This is a genomic window from Nocardia sp. NPDC051321, from assembly GCF_044455225.1.
In the GTDB taxonomy this organism is placed as follows: Bacteria; Actinomycetota; Actinomycetes; order Mycobacteriales; family Mycobacteriaceae; genus Nocardia.
On the sequence record NZ_JBITEM010000010.1, the window covers coordinates 290,380 to 310,095 of the forward strand.

A 19,716-nucleotide genomic window follows, 5' to 3' on the forward strand; every position below is an offset into this window, starting at 1 on the left:
CCGTCGCTCACGTACTGCCCGGTCGCGGAACCGGATTCCTGGAATCCCATATCTGTGGGTTCGAGCCGCAACACGAATTCGGGTTGCGCCGGGTCATCGGCGGGCGGCTGCACACCGACGAGGGCGGTGAGCGTTTCCTGGCGGGGTGCGCAGAAGTGATGCACGCGATGGATATCTGGTGGACCGGACTGCTGGCTGTCGCGTGACGGTGCGCCATCTGCGCAACGGGGCATGCCGCCGGCGTGTCCCGTTGAACTCGTCGGCGGTGGCGAGCGCAGTTCATGGCGCCTGTCGGGTAGTCGGTGTCAGGGAATTCGAGTAGTGCGGCACTCGTGGCAGGGAGGTCGGCGCTTGGCACTGTGAGGATGCGAGGAAAGGAGCTCAGGATGAGTGCGATTCATATTCGTGCACCTGGACACCACCATCGGGCCGGTTTGGCAGGGGGTGCGGGATTGCACGGCATGGTGGTTTTCGGTACCGGGGTCGACTGTTATCTGTCGTATCGGCCGACGTTCCAGGCGCCCTACAACTTTCAGATACTGCTTTCCGTCGAGTTCGATGAGCGGGGCAAGCGGGCTCTCGGCGCGGATCGGCGGATCGGGTATACCGATATCCACACCTTCGATCCCGAGGATTTCCCGGTGGCGGAACTGGATCCAGGGTGTGTTCGCCGACGTAGGTCGTTCCGCGGCACCCTGATCCGAGGCAGGCGCGAGCGCGGCGGCGTCGCGATTGCCACCGAGGTGCGTGCGACGGTGCAGCGCGTGGTGTATTTCGCCGAACTCGACCCGCACCGCGAACGCGGCCGCGGACTGCTCACCCACCTGTGCTTCGGCAGGCCCGACCGGATGTACCTGGCGCACCACATCAATTGCCAACCCAGTTTCGATCAGATCGTCGCGGCCCGGATCATCCCGGGAACCGTGACCGACCTGCTCGGTGAGCCGCTGGCCGACGAGATCGCCGGGTCTGGTTTCGCCAACGCGCAGCCGATCATCCTCGGCCAGCGCGAATTCACCGGTGCGCGGTTGCGCGCGGGAGAACTGGCGGTCGCGGCGTTCCCGACGACAGCCGGTGGCGCACAAGGCTTCCTGGCCGACATCGCGGTCGAGCGGCAGATCTATCTCGAGGTCGCCGACCTGGCGTGACCGCCGAACGGCCGATGTCAATACGCCTCAGGTCGCAGCCTCGATGTGCCAAGGTCAGGGCGTCGATCAGCCCGCCGACGGACGCGCGACCCTGGTATCACTGGCTACTTTCGACACCATGACCGAATCGGTTCTGCCCGCCACCGCTTCGGGTCGGCGGATCGCAGAGGTAGACATTCTGCGTGGTTTCGCCCTGTTCGGCATCCTCATCACCAACGCCGTGTTCGCGACGACGCTGTGGTCGTTCACCGGCGCGAGTGACGATCCGAAATTGCGCTTCGACGGACCCATCGACCATCTGGTGAGCGCGGTGGTCGGCGCCCTGTTCGAGGGCCGGTTCTACCTGCTGTTCGCGTTCCTGTTCGGCTACTCGTTCACCCTGCAGATCGCGGCGGCGCAGCGCGCGGGCGCCTCGGCCAACAGGCGGCTACTACGACGCTGCCTGGCGCTGCTGGTTATCGGGCTCGCGCACGTGTACTTGCTGTGGATCGGTGACATCCTCACCCTCTACGCGTTCCTGTGCTTGATTCTGATACCGCTGAAGAAACTGAAGCCGCGGACCGCCGTTGTCATCGGTGCGGTGCTGTACGTGTTGTGGTGCGGCTGGTCGCTCGCGCCGAGCGAGGACGGCGACGGGATGTCCGCGCTGGCCAGCCTCTTCGACCTGCAGCGGATCCACGACGGATACACCGGTACCTTCGGCGACACCTTCGCCGATCAGATGTGGCTCGCGCCCATCTTCATCTTCCTGATCTGGTTCACCCAGGGCGTGACCGCGTTCGGCATGTTCCTGATGGGCATGGCGGCAGGCAAGCGAGAATTGCTCACCGACCGGGAGACGTTGCGGCGCTGGGCGCCTCGGGTACTCGTCGGCGGCTTGGCGATCGGGCTGCCGGTGTCGGCGGTGACCTTCGCGGGATCGATAGGTTGGTTTACCCCGCCGTCCAGTTGGGCCGGAGTGCAAGAAGTGATCAACACGCTGATGACGTTCGCCTACCTGGCGGGCATCATGTGCCTGACGCAATCGCCGCGTACCGCACAGCTGATCGGCAGGCTGGCTCCGGCCGGGCGGATGGCGGCGTCCAACTACATCGGGCAGTCCATCGTGCTCATGGTGATCTACACCGGCTACGGGTTCGCGCTGGTCGACACGATCCCGCCGGCCGGTGTCGTCGGCATCGCCCTGCTCACCTACGCCGCTCAACTGGCACTGAGCGGCTGGTGGTTGCGTAATCACCGGTACGGTCCGGTGGAGTGGGCGCTGCGAGCCGCGACCTATCTGTCGATTCCGGAGTGGAAGCGTCGTCCGGAACCGGTTCCGGCGCAGGTGACTTGACCCCCGGGGTTGCCGAGGATCAAGCCACCTTGCCGGACCAAATGCGCTAGTTCCGCGCGGCCAGGATCTGAGTGAGGTAGTCCGGGGTGCCGTCGATGCGCTGCAGATGCGGGTAACGGAGGCCGTCGTGATAGTTCACTTCAATGGTCCGGGTCTGATCGAAGTCCTTGACCTGCAATCGGATCGGCGCGGGATTTGTCTTGGCCCCCTCGATCGCGGCTTCCATCGTGGCCTGGGAATAGGGGGCGTCGTTGACCGAAACCACCGTCATTCCGGAGCCGACTTTTGCCTTGAACGCGGGTCCGTCCCAGCGCACGTCGGTGACCTTGCCTTCGCCGGACACGTTCAGACCGATCGAATAGGTGTAGTTGACGGCGCCCTCGGCGGCTTTCCGCTGAGCCGTGAGCAAGGCACCCGGGTTGTTGTCGTAGACCAACTTCCACCCCGTCTTCTCGACACTGGCGGCGAACGGTTCTTTTCCGTCGAGGCGATCGCGCAGGTACTTCGCCCAATCGTCGGCTACCACACCGTTGAGCGTCGAGACGATGTCGTCGAAGTTGTAGGTGTTCTGCGACTCCCACTTACTGTCGTCGACACCGAAGAACGCGCGCGCGAAATCATCGAGTGACTTCGTGTTCCCCGACAGTTCGCGGATGCGCGCGTCCACCCCCAGCCACACCAGTTGCCCGCCCTGGTAGTAGTCCTCGCTGAGCTGCCAGGACCGATACGGCTTCGTACGCCGCTGAGCGATGATGGGATCGTTGGTGGTGTCCTGCAGACTGCGCCAGTTGAGTCCGGGCCGGTTGTCGGTGTATGCGGCGACTACCGAAGCCAGCGCATCACGAGAAAGTTCCGCGGGTCGCAAGCCGGACCGGTTGGTGAGCACATTGCCCCAATACTGCGTCTGTCCCTCATAGACCCACAACAAGCTGTCTTGCATCGGGACGTTGTAGTTGGGCGTCCACAAATCCGCCGGGCGTCGAAACTTGCCGTTCCAGGAATGGGTGTACTCGTGCCCGAGCAGATCGTCGCTACCGATCGCGGGGTCCCACGCGGTGAAATAGTCCGTGGGTTCGCCGTCCTCGCTGGATCGTTGGTGTTCCAAGCCGTTGGAGCTGAGCTGATCCGACAACGAAAGCAGGAAGTCGTAGTGGTCATAGTGTTGTGAGCCGTACAGTTTCGCGGCCTGTTGCGCCAGCGCCTTGTGCTGCTCAATGTGCTCGGGCTTGGCCGCGAGCTGCTCCGGTGCATCGGCGAATACTTGCAACCGCACCGGGATTTTCGCGCCGGGAGCCAGGTCGAACTCCTTGTGATAGCGCCCCGCGTACACGGGCGAATCTACGAGGATGTCCAGCGAAACAGGCTTGTAATTGACGGTGTCGCCGTTCTTGTCGGCGACGTCCAGCGCGGTTCCGGCCTCGAATCCTGGCGGGTAAGTGACGCTCGCGACGAAGGGAATCTCACTGACGGGAACACCGGCCGGATAGAGGACCACGGCATTCCACTGCAAATTCAGCATATTCGGCGTCATCACCACGCGCCCCTGGCCGGAATCGGTAGGGGTGAGGTACTGGAAGTTCGCGTCGATTGATTCCACGCCGTCGGGCACAGTAACCTTGAACTCATATACGTTCACTGGATCACGCTTCCACTCCAGCTTGTTCCCCGCGCCGGTGAAGGTGATTCCCGCGATCTTGTCGATCGGACCGGACGGCGAGTGGTTGCCGGGCAGCCACTCCGGAAAGAGTAGATCCACCTCGCCCGACTGAACGGGAATCGTCTGTTTCACCTGAATAATGCGTTGCGGCAGATTGGTCACGTCGACCGCCACCGAGATCGCCTTCTGATTCGCCGGAGCTTCATTCGACCTGTCGCGCAAGCCGAAGTAGAGCGAACCCGCCAGGATCAGGAGGACAACGACTCCAACGGCGCTGATAATACGAATCTTGGACAACAACACTCCCGAATCACACAGACGATTTTGTCGACATTATGAAATAGACGCGATGCCCGCCCCCCGGCAACTTGTGGTCACCGATCGAGGATAGGACCTACCGATTGCCGCTATAAAATGCTGCTTATAGCGGCAACAATTTCGCGTACGGTGCGGTCGCCACGACCGCCTGTCCTATCCCTTCCTCCGGCGTCAACGCTTCACATAGTTTGTTCAGGCCGCCGAGCGCCCCTCAGTTGCTGAACCAATTGTCGATACTACGAGGGTTGGTATCGTCGCGTGCGCGGAGCGAGTGTGGCCTGCGTCATACCTAACGCGAGGTGTGGTCACCGACCGGCGGATACGGCGGACGCTCCTTCGCGGTGAGCAGTAGGTCGAGTAGCTGGTGGGCGAATGGGGCGGGGGCGTCGGTGAAACCGCTGTGGCCGCCGGGGAATTCGATGAGGGGGAGGTGGAGGTTGGTGGCGAGGGTGGCGGCTGGGCGGTGTGGAAGATGGCCGCGGGTTTCCAGGCCTGCGGCGAGGATCAGGCGGTCGGTTCGGGTGGCGAGGATGGGTTCGTCGGGGAGGTAGGAGGTGATGGGGCGGAGTTCGTTGGCCATCATAAGGGCGGCGTTGGCATAGAGGCGGTGCGTCATTTCGGCTGCGCGGGGCGGTAATTCGGCGGGGTCGGGCATCGGCTTCATGGTTGCGCCGATGCCTTCGAGGAAGCGGGCGCCTGCGGCCGCGACCCCCTCGGTGCGGAACAGTGTGTACACCTCGTCGATGAATGCCTTGTGCTCGGCGGCGTCGGGGAGTACCGCGAAGCATGGTGGTTCGTGGGCGATGACCAGGCGCAGGCGTTCGGGATGGTGGGTGAGCAGGTCGAGGGCGATGACGGCGCCGCCGCTTCCGCCGAAGACGTAGGCGTCTTCGCCTGCGGGGGTGAGGGTTTCGAGTAAGCGGTAGGCGTCGTCGCGCTGTACCGCGACCAGCTGGCCGACCGGCTCGGCGGAGTCGGGCACGCTGCGGGAGTAGCCCCGCGGGTCGAGCGTGACGACGGTGAAATGCGCGGCCAGGATGTCGGCGATCGGGTCGAAGACGGCCGCGTCACCGCCGCTGCCCGGCAGGAGCAGTAGCACGGGGCCGGTGCCGCGCACCTCGTAGTAGAGGGTGGCGCCGGGGACCTTCAGGGTTCCGGATCTCATTGCTGTTCCTTGCTGGTCGGCCAGTGCTCGAGGGTGATGTGCAGTGCGTCGATGATCCGTTCCCAGGAGGCGGTGGTGTCCCGCGAGTGGGCGAAGCCGCCGGTGGCCTCGAGGGCGGCGTACCCGTGAAAGGTGCTGCGCAGCAACCGGACCGCGTCGGTGAGGTCGGGTTCGGTCAGGCCGTAGGCGCGCAGCATGCTGTAGGTGAGTTCGATGCCGCGCACCGCGCCGGGGTCGGGCTCGACCACGCCGGGCGGCACCGGCGATTGGGTGGCGGTGTAGCGGCCCGGATACCGCAGGGCGTATTCGCGCCAGGCATTGGCGAAGGCGGCGAGCGCGTCGCGGCCCGCTCGTCCCGCGACGGCGCTCGAGATGAGGTCGGTCTTTTCGGCGGCGGCGAGCATGGCGACCCGCGCCCTGAGTTCCTGAAGGTTCTTGACGTGGGAGTAGAGACTGGCGTCTTTGACGCCGAATTTTTTGGCCAACGCCGACATCGTCACATTGTCGAAGCCGATCTCATCGGCGAGATCGGCCGCAGCGCGGGTGATCCGCTCGACGGTCAATCCGGCTCGTGCCATCATTTGCCCACCTCCAAAGCTAAGATACCTAGTATATAACCTAGGGCAATTAGCTTTGGCAAGTCGATGCCCTGCGGGTCGCCGTCCGCAGCGACGACCCGCACCCGTCGGGATTTGCCGAACGATTCAGCGAATCAAGCTGCAGGACAGATTGATTGACGCCCGCACCGCCGCCGCGAGCTCAGCCGGCGGCAGCGCCGAACCAGGTGGGCAGCTGGCCGTCCAACTCCTGCTGATCCTCACCAACCCACGCCACGTAACCGTCCGGCCGCAGCAACACCGCGGGCACATGCAGTTCCTCACTGACATCGACGACGTGATCGACGCGATCCGCCCAGCCCGCCACCGAAAGCCGTCCGGTCTGATCGAGTAGCAGCCCGCGGCCCTCATGCATCAGCTCGAAGAGCCGCCCCCGCTTCAAATTCACGTCCCGCAGCCGACGGCCGAGCAGTTCATGGCCCGTGCCGAAGTCGTAGCGAACCCCGATCCCGATGATCATCTCGGTCAAATACCGGCTGACGACGTCGAAGTCCATCAGCTTCGCCACCAGCCTGCGTGCCGCCTGTGGCCCCGGCTCGAGCGACACCAACTCCATCTGGGCGCGCGTGTTGTCCAGCACGTCGGCGGCGACCGGATGCCGCTCGGTGTGGTAACTGTCCAGCAGACCCGCCGGCGCCCAGCCGTCGATCGCGGCGGCCAGCTTCCAGCCGAGGTTGAACGAGTCCTGGATGCCGAGGTTCAGCCCCTGCCCACCCATCGGCGGATGGATATGCGCCGCGTCGCCTGCCAGAAACACCCGACCCACCCGGTAACGCTCGGCCTGCCGAGTGGCATCACCGAAACGGGAGAGCCAGCGCGGCGAGTGCACGCCGAAGTCGGTGCCCGCGGTCGCCAGCAGCTGTTGCTTCAGCTCGTCCAGGGTCGGCGGGACCGTGCGATCCTCGGCCACCGCCGCGGCAGGCGCGACGACCCGGTACACCCCATTTCCGAGATGCCCAGCGCCGAAACGCAACTGAGTCTTGCGGACCTCGGCGTTCACGGCGTCGATCGTTTCCTGCGGCGCGGTCAGCTCTACCTCGCCGAGCAGCGTATCGACCCGGGTCGGCTCGCCGGGGAAGTCGACGCCGAGCACCTTGCGCACCGTGCTGCGCCCACCGTCGCAGCCGACGAGATAGCGCGAGCGCAGCCGCGTACCGTCGGCCAGTTCGGCGCTCACCCCGTCCGTGTCTTGACTCAACCCGACCAGCTCGCAGCCGCGGCGGATCTCGACGCCGAGTTCGATGGCGTGCTCGGCCAGCAGGCGATCGGTGGTGGGCTGCGGGATGCTGAGGACGTACGGGTGTGAGGTGTCCAGCTCGGGCGTCGGTTTGCGAATGCCCGCGAAGAAGCCATGCAGCTCGTTCTGCGTACCGAGCGCGAGAAACCGCTCGAGCAGGCCACGCTGATCCATGATCTCGATGGTGCGCGCGTGCATGCCGAGCGCACGGACAATCTTGGTCGGCTCCGCATCCTTCTCCAGCACGAGAGCCCGTACGCCACGCAGCCGCAACTCGCTGGCCAGCATCATGCCGGTCGGTCCGCCGCCGACAACGATCACGTCAATCATCAAAAACTCTCCATTCAACAAGGTTGCATTTCGACCACCGCGCGGCCCGCCAATGCCACTATGTCCGCGACCACATCATTGATCCCGGCTCAACGCGCGCGCGACTTCATCATTTCCGCAGGTACTGGCATCGGCCGATCATTGTGCGGCACGACGGGGGTCTTGCGGCAAGGCCCCCGGTGCGATATATGTTGAAGGGGGACAGGGAGTGAGTTCACCTCCTTGTCCTTACTTATTTCTCGTCCGTCGAGGCGTCACAACCCCGCATCGAGCAATTCCGCTGTCGGCCGATGAGTTTCAGACGCGGGCACCGTCGACAGTCATGAGCACCAAGCACCATCCGCAGAGGAGCACTCATGACCCAGACCTCGTCCGTCTCCACCCACACCCTCGACGTCCCCGGCGCCCACCTGTATTACGAGCTGCGTGGCAGCGGCCCGCTCATCGCCATGGTCGGCGCCCCGATGGCGGCCGCCGCCTTCGCACCGGCGGCCGATCTGCTCGCCACCGACCACACCGTGCTCACCATGGACCCGCGCGGTCACCGGAGCAGCGTGCTCGATGATCCCGAGCAGGATTCGACGCCCGAACTGCGCGCCGACGACCTGGCCCGCATCATCACCCACCTCGGCGCTGGCCCCGCCGTGGTTCTGGGTTCCAGCGGCGGCGCGGTCACCACCCTGGCGCTGGTCCAGGCGCATCCGGAACTCGTCAGCACCGCGATCGCGCACGAGCCGCCGCTGAATCAACTGCTCGACAACCACGACGAATTGCGGATCAGCACAGCGGATCTCGTCGCCACCTACGCCAGCGGCGACACGCTCGGCGCCTGGCGGAAGTTCTTCGCCAACGCCAACATTCAGATGCCGGAGCCGATGTTCGAGCAGATGTTCGGCGGCGACCGCGATCCGATCGATGTGGCAAGCGAACGCTTCTGGTACCTGCACGAGATCGAGGGAACCGGTTGGTGGCAGCCCGATCTCGCGGTACTGCGCGCCACGCCGGTCCGGTTGGTGGCCGGCATCGGAGCCGCCTCGGCGAATCAATTCTGCGACAAGACGACGCGCGCGCTGGCCGCGCAACTCGGCATCGAACCCACCATGTTCCCTGGCGGTCACACCGGATTCGTCGAGGACCCGGCCGCTTTCGTCACCCGGCTGCGTGCAGTGCTCAGTTGACCTGTCGGCGCGGTCAGGCCCACGCCGCGACATGGTGACGTCCTGGACGGCGGAGCTGCCCACGCCGCCGTCCAGGACGTACACCGGGCGGCCTGATGAGGGTCGAGGTCGCCCGGCGTCACCGCCCACGTGGTCCGGCACGCGGGCACTGACGTTCGGTTAGGTGAGCCCCCTGATGAATTCGGCCAAGTACTGACCGCTGTAGTCGGGCTTACCGTTGTTCTGCACCGCGGCCGCGCCGATCGTGTCGATGTGCGTGTAGCCCGGCAACGTCTCCACCTGCGCGGTCGCCCCGATAGGCACCCACGTTCCGACGCCGTACTGCACGACACTGTCGCCGGCGTAGGCGATGAAGTTCGGCTTGGTGCGACTCATGTTGTGGTAGCGCAAGTTGACCATGTCGCCATTGCGCGCGCCGGTCATCCCGGCACCGAGGTCGATGATCATGCGCAGCGGAAAATAGGTCTCCCAGTAGGCCGTTGGCGCGCCAGTGCCCAATTGGCGGGCCACCTCGTTGATATCGGAGGTCTCCCGGCTCGGCGCGGTCCACGGCACGCCGACGACGTCGTTGTAGTTGCGCCACGTGTAGAGCGCGTTGCGGTCGGTCGGCGCGACGCGGGTCTGCGGGCCCGCGCTGATCCGCAGGTAGTTGCCGAGCACCGGAATCTGGGTCGCCCCACCGCCGTTCGGGAACGTCTTCTCCTGCACCGGGCCACCGGACAGCGCGCCGACCCCTTGCTGCAGCAGCGCGAAGTTGCCGGAGTTGTTGTCGATGAACGTGCCTAGCAGTGCCGCATTGGTGTACCGGTAGTCGCGAATGGTGCCTTCACCGTCGCCACCGCCGGTCGCCACGGCCGCCCAACTCTGGCCGAACATGGTGGTGAGCGTCGCGTCGATCTCGGGATCATGCAGGTGCGCGAGCAGCTGGCTCTCCTCGTTCGGCGCGAGATGCGCGGCGAGTCCGGCGAGCCGGTAGAGCATCATCGCCTTGGTGCCGATCACGGGAGCCGGGCCCAGCGTGCGCATCGGCAGCACGCCGCTGTCGAAACCCGCCTTCAGCACGTTGTTCGTCGGGCTCATGAGCGCGTCGGTGACATCGTGGAAGAACGGTGTGTTCTGAATGGCGGCCGGATCCGAGGAGACCATCGAGTCCTGCGCGGCGAACGCGGCGCACTGGTGGTAGCCCGCGTCGGCCTGGGTGGCCGGATTGCCGTCGAAATCCCAGTCCGCGAAGAACCCGGTGACCATGCCGCCCATCGAAATGCCGGTGCAGACGTATTTGCGTTGCCGCTCAGCCTGATCCGGGATCTCGTGCAGCATGATCTCGTACTGGTCCCTGATCACCCGCTCGACGCCGATCGAGTCGAGAATCGGCAGGTCCTGCGAGTTCTTGAAGCCGGGGAAGGTGCGCCCGTCGATCGGCTTGCCGTTGAAGTAGTAGTCGACCGCGTCCAGGTAGTTCCCGGTCTGCAGGGCGTAGTCGAAGCCCGCTGTCTCATCCAAGCAGGCGCCGCGCCGCGCCAGCGACCAGAACTCGATGTTGCGGCCAAGGGTCTTCGCCGAGCGCACGGTGTTGCCCGCGACGCCCTCGGAATTGACTGCGCCACCGTCCAATCCCTGCTGCTGCACCACGACCGCGTCGGCGTCGCGCGAGTTCTCCGGGCCGCCGACCGGCCGATAGCGCAGGTAGCCCGTGCGATCGCAGGCCTCCGGATGCGCGGCGGCGTTGGCGGGCAGCGGCAGCCGGAAGCTGACGTAGGACACTACGATTCCGTCGCGCGTCGCGATGGGCTGCTCCTGCCGGTCCGTCGCCACCGACGCCGGCGCTTCGTCGGCCGCCGCCGCCAGCCCCGGCGGGACCAGGCCCGCGGCAACCACCGTCATCACCACCGTTGCCGCCCAGCCATTTCGGCGCTCTACGCGCCGCCGCCCCTGTTGTACCGACCGTCCGAGACGCCGCGCCGCAATTCTCACGGTCAGTGACGTTGCCATGCGCAATGGTCCACGTCACTGGGAGATTTGTCAGGAGTTGACCGAACTGTTCATGCAGTTCGCCAAGATCGGCATCGGCGGATTCCGGCCAATGTTGTTCCGGCTCAGACGGACGGACCGCGCGGGTGGTTAGGTGCCAAGTACGGCGAACGGAGGGGCTTCATGTCCGACGACATCGAGTTGGGACGTTCGGGCGAGGCCGCCTGCCGAAAGCGGCTGCCCGGCGCGATCGTCGTCGGTGCGATCGTTGCCGCGCTGGCGGTGAACACGGTCCTGGCGACCCGGGATACCGCGGCCGCGACGGGGGCGCGGCTGGTGCGGCTGCGCGACGGCGATCTGCACGTCGTCGACGACGGACCGCGCGACGCGCCCGCGCTACTGCTCATCCACGGCAACGCCAGTTCGACGGCGTGGTGGGAGCCGGTCGTCCCGGCCCTCGCCGCGCGGTACCGGGTGCTCCGCGTCGATCTGCTCGGTCACGGACAGTCCGCGAAACCCATTGCCAGATATGATGTTCCGGCGCAGGCGCGCCGCTCGGCGGAGCTGTTGGACGAACTCGGCATCGCCAACGCCACGATCATCGCGCACTCGATGGGCGGCATGGTCGCCACCGCGCTGGCCGAGCGGCGACCCGACCTGGTGACCGCGCTGGCACTCATCGATTCGGCGCCGAGCCCCGGCGCTCCCATCCGGCAGCCGCTGATTCCCCGGCTCGTTCCGGTGCCCGTGCTCGGTCAGCTGCTGTGGCGATTGCGCGCCGACGAGCAGATCCGAGCCGGACTGGCCACCGCCTTCACCCGCGATATCGACCTGCCCGCCGCCGTGATCGATGGCGTGCGCGGCATGACCTACCGCTCGTTCACCGAGTCGCCCAAGAAAGCCGCCCGGTTCATCGCCGCGCGGACGCTGCCCGATCGCCTGGCTGTTCTCGACCGTCCCGTCCTGGTCATCTTCGGCAGCGAGGATCGGCGGGTGCGGTCCGCCGCTGCCAAGGAGTACCAGATCGTCCCCGGTGCGCGGATCGAGATGGTTCCTGGGGTTGGCCACACGCCGATGCTCGAAGACCCGCAGCGGACCATCGACCTGTTGCTGGATTTCCTCGCCGAGCACAGTGCTGTTCCGACGCGCCGGGACTGAGCGGAAGTCTGTCGAATCGCGGCCTCGGTTACAGTCGCCCCATGGTCCGCGTATGGGTGTTCGCGCTGGTTACCGCGGTAACGACGACGTGGGTCGCGGTGCCGGCGCAGGCTTCGGCGGCGGAGCCCGGCGGAAGTTCGGTGATCGCGCAGATGTTCGGCTGGAACTGGCGATCCATCGGTCGCGAATGCCAGTCGACGCTCGGCAGGCTGGGTTACGGCGCGGTGCAGACCTCGCCGCCGGAGGAGCATTCGCTGTTGCCGGAGAAGGGGTTTCCTTGGTGGCAGAGTTACTCCGCGGTGTCGCATAGGTTGGACAGTCGCTTCGGCACGCGCGATGAGCTGGCGGCAATGGTTCGCGGTTGCCATGCCGCTGGCGTGCAGGTCTATATCGACGCGGTGATCAACAATATGTCCGCGACGACCGGCTGCGGTATCGGCAGCGGCGGCACGCCGTACTGCCACTACTGGTATCCCGCGGTGCCGTACAACGATCGCGACTTCCACCATTGCGGAACACCCGACGATGCCGTCACGGACCTGCATGACCGCGACCAGGTATTCCGCTGCCAGTCGTTCAACGGGGCAGACGTGGCGACCGAGGACGACTCCGTCCGGGACCGGATCGCCGCGTACCTCAACGACCTGCTGTCCCTCGGCGTCGACGGGTTCCGCGTCGACTCGGCCAAATACATTCCGCCCGAGGACCTCGCGGCCATCGAGCAACGTCTGACCCGCCCGGCCTACGTCTATCAGGAAGTCATCTACGGCTGGCAGGAAGCCGTGCAACCCGAGGAGTATCTGGCGACCGGCGCGGTGATGGACCTGCGCTACGCAGGCACCTTGAGCCAGATCTTCCGCCAGGGACGGCTCGCCTGGCTGCGCACCTTCAGCGCACCGCTGCCGTCCGACAACACGGTGGTTTTCGTGGCCAACCACGACACCGAACACAACGGTTCCACCCTGACCTACGCCGACGGCGACCGATACACCCTGGCCAACGCGTTCATGCTCGCCTGGCCCTACGGCCGCCCAAAAGTGCTCAGCGGCTACGCATTCAGCTCCTACGACGAGCCACCGCCGTCCGATCCGCTCGGCCGCGCCATGGACTCCACGTGCGGCGACGGCCACTGGTTGTGCGAACACGCCTGGCCTGGCATCGCCGGCATGGTCGGCTTCCACCAGCAGGTCCACGATCAGCCGGTCGTCGACTGGTCCGACAACGGTGGCAACCGGATCGCGTTCGGCCGCGGCAACGAGGGATACCTCGTCATCAACGGCGAGGACTTCCCGGCACCCGAAGGCGTCTACCACACCTCGCTTCCCGCAGGCCGCTACTGCGACGTCATGCACGGCACGGTTCAGGCGGGAACCTGCACGGGCCCAACCTACGAAGTCGACAGCACCGGCCTGCTCCACGCAGAAGTCGCCGCCCAGTCGGGCCTCGCACTCCACACCGGTGCCACCGTCACCGAGTGACCCGCCAGCTGCTTCTCGGCTGGTAGGGATTAACCATGGATGCGTTCTACCTGCCTGACTCCGCGGCCCCAGACCTGTTCCACCCCACCGAACTCACTCGTGGGCCGTGGTCGCCGGACGCACAGCACGGCGGGGCACCGTCGGCACTGCTGGGTTATGTGATCGACCGCTGCGAGCCACGGCCGCGGAGCCGGGTCGCACGCGTCACAGTGGAGTTTCTCGGGCCGGTGCCGATCGCGCCGCTGCGGGCCGAAGCGCGAGTCATCCCGGCCGAAGCGCGAGTCGCCCAACCCGGGCGCAATGTCGAATTGATCGAGGCCGCACTGAGTTCCGACCGAGGACCGGTGCTGAAGGCCACCGCCTGGCGGCTTCGACCCGTCGAGCCGGACCTCGACATACCGACCGAGATGCTGCCGACTGGCACCCGGCCCGGCCAGGCCACCGTGCCGCCGAGCCCGGATCACGACTTCCCGAGTACTCAGCCGGTCGGATTCCACACCGGCGTCGAATACCGTTTCGTCTCAGGCGCTTTCCAAACCCCCGGCCCGGCCGTGTGCTGGATTCGCTTGCGCTACCCGATAGTGGCCGGCACCCCGATCAGCCCGCTGCAACGCACCCTCGCCGCCGCCGACTTCGGCAACGGCGTCAGCTCCGTCCTGCCGTGGGGCCGATACTTTTTCATCAACACCGATCTCACGGTGACCCTGCACCGCGAACCGGTCGGCGAGTGGATCTGCCTGGATGCCACCACTTATCCGGACCGCAGTGGCATCGGCCTAGCCGACTCCCACCTGTTCGATCAGCAGGGGCCGATCGGACGCGGCACCCAGACCCTGCTACTCGGCACCCGCTGATCCGGATCTCAGCCTCGACATTGGTAACCGGGGCTTCCCGGGGACCAACCCTCAGCGGACGAACGTTGACGCTCGGTCTGCCAAATCGAGGACCATCTGGGGGAAGATGCCGAGGACGAGGGTGGCTCCGGCGCCGAAGGTGACGATGGTGGTGGTGAGGAAGGGGGAGACGACGAGGGGGGCGTCGCTGGGTGGGTCGGTGAAGAACATCAGGACGATGACCCGGATGTAGAAGAAGGCGGCGATGGCGCTGCAGATGACGCCGACGATGACCAGGAAGGTGGCGTCGCCGGCGGCGGCGGCTTCGAAAACGGCGAACTTGCTGACGAATCCGCTGGTGAGGGGCAGACCTGCGAAGGAGAGCAGGAATAGGGCGAAGACGCTGGCAAGCCAGGGGGAGCGGCGGCCGAGGCCTGCCCATTGGGACAGCGCGCTGACTTCCTCGCCGGACGCGTCGCGAACCAGGCTGACCACGGCGAACGCGCCGACGGTGCCGACGCCGTAAGCGACGAGATAGAACAGGATCGCCGAGACGCCCTTGTCGTTGGCGGCGACCAGGCCGGTCAGGATGAAACCGGCATGTGCGACAGAGGAATACGCGAGCATCCGTTTGACGTCGGTCTGCGTGATGGCCATGATCGCGCCGACTGCCATGGTGGCGATGGCGATGGCGGCGAGCACCGGACGCCAGTCGTCGCGCAGCCCCGGCACCGCGACTTGCAGCACGCGCAACAACGCACCGACTGCCGCGATCTTGGTCGCCGCCGCCATGAACGCCGTAACCGGTGTCGGCGCACCCTGATACACGTCGGGCACCCACGACTGGAACGGCACCGTCCCGATCTTGAACAGCAGCCCGACGGCCAGCAGCGCCACCCCGAGCAACGCGAGCATCGCGTTATCCGGATGCAGCGCAATGGCATCGGCGATCCCGGCCAGCTTGACCGTGCCCGCCTGCCCGTACAGCAGCGCGACACCGTAGAGGAAGAATGCCGACGAGAACGCGCCGAGCAGGAAGTACTTCAGCGCCGCTTCCTGCGACAGCAACCGCTTGCGCCGGGCGAGCCCGCACAGCAGATACAGCGGCAGCGACAATACCTCGAGCGCGACGAACATGGTGAGCAGATCATTGGACGCCGGGAACAACAGCAACCCGCCGACAGCGAGCAACGTCAACGGGAACACCTCGGTCGTCGCGATCCCGGCCCGCAACGCAGTCCGCTCCATCGCACTACCCGGCACCGAAGAAGCCTGCGGCGTAAACGCATCCACGCCACGCCCGAGCGTCGCCGCGGCCGCACTCCAGGTGCCGGGGCCACTGCGCGCCTCGACACGCGGCTCGGCACCGCGCTCGCCCATGAACAGCACACCGAGGATCGACACCACCAGGATGGTGCCCTGCAGGAACAGCGTCACCCCGTCGACGGCAACCGCACCGCCGATAGCGGTGGCCTCGGTCCCGGCCAGCAGCACCACCGCGACGAGCGCGCCAACCAACCCGGCGACGCTCAGCAGCAGCTGCATTCCGAACCGGAACCGCCGCCCCATGAACGCTTCCACCAGCACACTGATCACCGCGACACCGAACACGATGAGCATCGGCGAAAGGTGCCCATATTCGATGTCCGGCGCCGGAATCGCCGCGGCGAGGGTTGTTCCGTAGTCCAGGGAAGTCACTTAGGCCGTCCTCGAGAAGGAGATCACCGCGGCGAGCAGCCCCGCGACGATGAGAGCGATGGCGACGCGAACACTGGTGCGACTCATTTGTGGACACCTCCGGGATGATCGGCCTTACCGGCCTCGGGCAGCGCGGGCACCGCCGGCGCGGGATCGTGCTTGCCGATGGTCGTCAACGTCTGGCTCACCGCGGGATTGATGAAGTCCAGGATCGGTTTCGGATACACGCCGAGGAACAGCAGCGCCGCGATCAACGGCACCACCACCGCGAGTTCGCGGGGCACCAGGTCGTAGATGCGTTCGTTGCCCTCCTTGACCGGGCCGGTCATCATCCGCTGATACATCCACAGCACGTACAGCGCCGCGAGCACCAGCGCACCGGTTGCGATCACCGCGGCGACCTGGTAGCGGCTGAAGGTGCCGACCAGCACCAGGAACTCGCTGACGAACGGCGCGAGCCCGGGCAGCGAGAGCGTCGCCAAGCCCGAGATGAAGAACGTACCCGCCAATATCGGCGCCACCTTCTGCACCCCGCCGAAGTCGGCGATGAGCCGAGTACCGCGGCGCGACACCAGGAAGCCCGCGATCAGGAACAGCGCGGCCGTGGAGATGCCGTGGTTGACCATGTACAGCGTCGCGCCGGTCTGACCCTGACTGGTCATCGCGAAGATGCCGAGAATGATGAACCCGAAGTGCGAGATCGAGGTGTAGGCGATCAACCGCATCACATCGGTCTGCCCGATGGCCAGCAGCGCACCGTAGATGATGCCGATCACCGCGAGGGTGATCACCAGCGGCGCATAGGTACTCGACGCGTCCGGGAACAGCATCAGGCAGTAGCGCAGCATGCCGAAGGTGCCGACCTTGTCGACCACCGCCATCATCAGCACCGCACTCGACGGTGTCGCGGCGACGGCGGCGTCGGGCAGCCAGGTGTGCAGCGGCCACAGCGGCGCCTTCACCGCGAACGCGAACATGAACCCGAGGAACAGCGCGTTGAGCACCGCGGGCGCCGCGCCGAGCTGGCCGGAGTTGGCCGCGGTGACCACCGTGCGGAAGTCGAAGGTGCCCGCCGCACCCGCGCCGAGCCCGTCGCGAGCGGTGACCACGTACAACCCGATCACCGCGGCCAGCATGATCAGCCCGCCGAACAGGTTGTACAGCAGGAACTTCACCGCCGCCCGCGACCGCTGCTGCCGCAGTTCCAGGTTCGCCGACCGTGGCCCGAACCCGCCGATGAGGAAGTACATCGGAATCAACATGGCTTCGAAGAACACGTAGAACAGCAGAATGTCGAGCGAGACAAAGGAAATCAGCACCATCGCCTCGACGAGCAGGGTCAGCGCGACATAGGTGTGCGACACCCGCCGCCCGCTGCCGACCTCACGCTCGTCGTGCCAGCCCGCCAGGATCAGCAACGGCACCAGCACCGTGGTGAGCAGCACCAGCACCAGCGCGATCCCGTCGATCCCGACCGTGTACCCGGCGCCGAACGCCGGAATCCACTCATGGTCCTCGACGAATTGATACTGCGCCCCACCGGGTTCGAAGCGCACCGCAAGCACAATGGCGAACACCAGCACCGCCACCGACACCGCCAGCGCCAGGCACCGCGCGAGCACTCGTTGCGAGGCGGGCAGCACCAGCACGATGACCGCGCCGATCGCCGGCGCCAACCACAACGTGGTCAACCAGGGAAAGTCCGTCACCACAACCTCACAGCCAGCAGGGCGGCGGCGACCAGGGCCGCGCCGGTGAACATGGACAAGGCATAAGAGCGCACGAAACCGGTTTGTACGCGCCGGATTCGGCCGGACACCCCACCGATCAGCGCGGCGGTTCCGTTGACGATGCCGTCGATGCCTCGGTTGTCGAGGAACACCAGCGCGCGGGTCAGGTAGCTACCCGGGCGCATCAAGGCGGCCTCGTTGAGCGCGTCAGCGTAGAGGTCCTTGCGGGCCGCGATGGTCAACGCGGACACCGCTTCCGGTGCGGTCTCGGGGATGTCGCGCTGTGCGTACTGGTAGTAGGCGAAGCCGACTCCGATGGCGACCACCACCAGCGCGAGCGCCGTGACGACACCGGCGGGGACACTTTCCTCGCCGTGGTGCGCGCCGACAACCGGTGCCAGCCAGTTCTGCAGCGAGGAACCGAACGCGAACAGCGCACCAGCCGCGACCGATCCGATGGCGAGCAGGATCATCGGTCCGGTCATCACCGCAGGAGCTTCGTGCGGATGCGTCTCGGGCTTCCAGCGCTTCTCGCCGAAGAACGTCATCATCATGACCCGGGTCATGTAGAACGCGGTGAGTCCCGCACCGAGCAACGTCACCAGGCCCAACGTCACCCCGCTTGCGCCGCCCTGGTTGAACGCCACCTCGATGATCTTGTCCTTGGAGAAGAACCCCGCGAACGGTGGAACGCCGATGATCGCGAGATAGCCGAGCCCGAAGGTGACGTAGGTGATCGGCAGCAGCTTGCGCAGGCCGCCGTAGCGGCGCATGTCGGTCTCGTCGTCCATCGCGTGCATCACCGAACCGGCCCCGAGGAACAGTCCGGCCTTGAAGAACCCGTGGGTGAGCAGATGCATGATGGCGAAGGCGTATCCGGCTGGGCCGAGGCCGGCGGCGAGCACCATGTACCCGATCTGGCTCATGGTGGACGCGGCAAGGGCCTTCTTGATGTCGTCCTTCGCGCAACCGACGATCGCACCGAAAAGCAGTGTCACCGCACCCACGAGCACCACGCCCAAGCGCGCATCCGGTGCCAGATCAAAGATCGGCCCGGACCGCGCGATCAAGTACACACCGGCGGTCACCATGGTTGCCGCGTGGATGAGCGCCGACACCGGGGTCGGGCCTTCCATCGCGTCGCCGAGCCAGGACTGCAGCGGCACCTGCGCGGACTTACCGCACGCGGCGAGCAACAGCAGCAACCCGATCCCGGTGAGCGTTCCCTCCCCGGCCTGCGGCGCACCCGCGAACACGTCGGTGAAGTTGATCGACCCGAAGGTCGAGAACATGACGAACATGGCGATCGCAAGCCCCATGTCGCCGACCCGGTTGACCACGAACGCCTTCTTGGCCGCCGTCGCCGCCGTCGGTTTGTGGTACCAGAACCCGATCAGCAGGTAGGACGCCAAACCGACGCCCTCCCAGCCCAGGTAGAGCACCAGGTAGTTGTTCGCGAGCACCAGCAGCAGCATGGCCGCGAGGAACAGGTTGAGGTAGGCGAAGAAGCGCCGCCGTCCCGGGTCGTGGCTCATGTAGCCGATGGAGTAGATGTGGATCAGCGAGCCGACGCCGGTGATCAGCAACGCGAAACACATTGACAGCTGGTCCAATTGGAGGCTGAAGTCGGCCTGCAGCCCGGCCACCGGCACCCAGCTGAAGAGGTCGGTGTGGATGCCGCGCTGCGCGGTGTCGCGCCCGAGCATGTCGAAGAACCCGATCCCGGCGACCACGAAGGCGGCAAGCGCCAGCACCGTGCCGAGCAGGTGGCCCCACTTGTCGCTGAAGCGACCGGTGAGCAGAAGGATTACCGCGCCTGCGAGGGGCAGGGCGGGCAGCAGCCAGAGCGTCGCCGTCTCCAT

The 19,716-nt window shown here is 66.0% G+C and carries 15 protein-coding genes; 7 read left to right on the forward strand and 8 right to left on the reverse strand.

Translation table 11 applies throughout. The annotated features are described in order from the left end of the window. Positions 1 to 83: 83 nt before the first annotated feature. From ACIA8C_RS25160 to ACIA8C_RS25170, 3 genes are all read left to right on the forward strand, one after another. Positions 84 to 206 carry a hypothetical protein gene (locus tag ACIA8C_RS25160; protein ID WP_397138692.1) on the forward strand — a complete coding sequence of 41 codons (123 nt, stop codon included), beginning with the start codon at positions 84 to 86 and terminating at the stop codon, positions 204 to 206. 180 nt (positions 207 to 386) lie between these two features. Further along, positions 387 to 1,148 (forward strand): hypothetical protein, encoded by a 762-nt coding sequence (locus ACIA8C_RS25165; protein WP_397138694.1) that lies wholly within the window; start codon positions 387 to 389, stop codon positions 1,146 to 1,148. Between the two features lie 118 nt (positions 1,149 to 1,266). After that, positions 1,267 to 2,484, forward strand: coding sequence for a DUF418 domain-containing protein (locus ACIA8C_RS25170; protein ID WP_397138696.1), 1,218 nt, complete (start codon positions 1,267 to 1,269; stop codon positions 2,482 to 2,484). 46 nt (positions 2,485 to 2,530) lie between these two features. Here the strand turns inward: ACIA8C_RS25170 and ACIA8C_RS25175 are convergent, their stop codons facing one another. From ACIA8C_RS25175 to rox, 4 genes are all read right to left on the reverse strand, one after another. Further along, complete coding sequence (locus tag ACIA8C_RS25175; protein WP_397138698.1) at positions 2,531 to 4,444, reverse strand: M61 family metallopeptidase; 1,914 nt, start codon at positions 4,442 to 4,444, stop codon at positions 2,531 to 2,533. Positions 4,445 to 4,748: 304 nt separating this feature from the next. Then, positions 4,749 to 5,624, reverse strand: a complete 876-nt coding sequence (locus ACIA8C_RS25180) for an alpha/beta fold hydrolase (RefSeq protein ID WP_397138700.1) — start codon at positions 5,622 to 5,624, stop codon at positions 4,749 to 4,751. After that, positions 5,621 to 6,205 (reverse strand): TetR/AcrR family transcriptional regulator, encoded by a 585-nt coding sequence (locus tag ACIA8C_RS25185; protein ID WP_397138702.1) that lies wholly within the window; start codon positions 6,203 to 6,205, stop codon positions 5,621 to 5,623. The genes ACIA8C_RS25180 and ACIA8C_RS25185 overlap by 4 nt, the downstream gene beginning before the upstream one ends. Before the next feature lie 178 nt (positions 6,206 to 6,383). Continuing rightward, positions 6,384 to 7,808: a rifampin monooxygenase gene (gene rox, locus ACIA8C_RS25190; RefSeq protein ID WP_397138704.1), complete on the reverse strand. Its 1,425-nt coding sequence runs from the start codon at positions 7,806 to 7,808 to the stop codon at positions 6,384 to 6,386. Positions 7,809 to 8,164: 356 nt separating this feature from the next. Here rox and ACIA8C_RS25195 point away from each other — a divergent pair, with 356 nt between their 5' ends. Beyond that, positions 8,165 to 8,986, forward strand: a complete 822-nt coding sequence (locus ACIA8C_RS25195; protein WP_397138706.1) for an alpha/beta fold hydrolase — start codon at positions 8,165 to 8,167, stop codon at positions 8,984 to 8,986. Between the two features lie 159 nt (positions 8,987 to 9,145). Here ACIA8C_RS25195 and ACIA8C_RS25200 read toward each other — a convergent pair whose 3' ends face one another. Continuing rightward, entirely contained in the window at positions 9,146 to 10,870 is a 1,725-nt protein-coding gene (locus tag ACIA8C_RS25200) for a hypothetical protein (protein ID WP_397138708.1), read from the reverse strand. Between the two features lie 270 nt (positions 10,871 to 11,140). Here ACIA8C_RS25200 and ACIA8C_RS25205 point away from each other — a divergent pair, with 270 nt between their 5' ends. Genes ACIA8C_RS25205 through ACIA8C_RS25215 form a run of 3 tightly spaced genes read left to right on the forward strand, consistent with a single transcriptional unit; the run spans position 11,141 to position 14,447 of the window. After that, on the forward strand, positions 11,141 to 12,115 hold the full coding sequence (locus tag ACIA8C_RS25205) for an alpha/beta fold hydrolase (protein WP_397138710.1): 975 nt from the start codon (positions 11,141 to 11,143) through the stop codon (positions 12,113 to 12,115). Positions 12,116 to 12,156: 41 nt separating this feature from the next. Then, on the forward strand, positions 12,157 to 13,593 hold the full coding sequence (locus ACIA8C_RS25210; protein ID WP_397138712.1) for an alpha-amylase family protein: 1,437 nt from the start codon (positions 12,157 to 12,159) through the stop codon (positions 13,591 to 13,593). A gap of 35 nt (positions 13,594 to 13,628) precedes the next feature. Next, a complete protein-coding gene (locus ACIA8C_RS25215; RefSeq protein ID WP_397138714.1) occupies positions 13,629 to 14,447 on the forward strand; it encodes a thioesterase family protein in 819 nt (272 codons plus the stop codon). A gap of 51 nt (positions 14,448 to 14,498) precedes the next feature. On the opposite strand, the gene nuoN is transcribed toward ACIA8C_RS25215, so the two are convergent. The 3 genes from nuoN to nuoL form a co-directional block, all read right to left on the reverse strand. After that, on the reverse strand, positions 14,499 to 16,124 hold the full coding sequence (nuoN, locus tag ACIA8C_RS25220) for an NADH-quinone oxidoreductase subunit NuoN (RefSeq protein WP_397138716.1): 1,626 nt from the start codon (positions 16,122 to 16,124) through the stop codon (positions 14,499 to 14,501). Between the two features lie 83 nt (positions 16,125 to 16,207). Next, positions 16,208 to 17,833, reverse strand: a complete 1,626-nt coding sequence (locus tag ACIA8C_RS25225; RefSeq protein WP_397138718.1) for an NADH-quinone oxidoreductase subunit M — start codon at positions 17,831 to 17,833, stop codon at positions 16,208 to 16,210. Further along, complete coding sequence (gene nuoL, locus ACIA8C_RS25230; protein WP_397138720.1) at positions 17,830 to 19,716, reverse strand: NADH-quinone oxidoreductase subunit L; 1,887 nt, start codon at positions 19,714 to 19,716, stop codon at positions 17,830 to 17,832. Before nuoL ends, ACIA8C_RS25225 begins: the two co-directional genes overlap by 4 nt.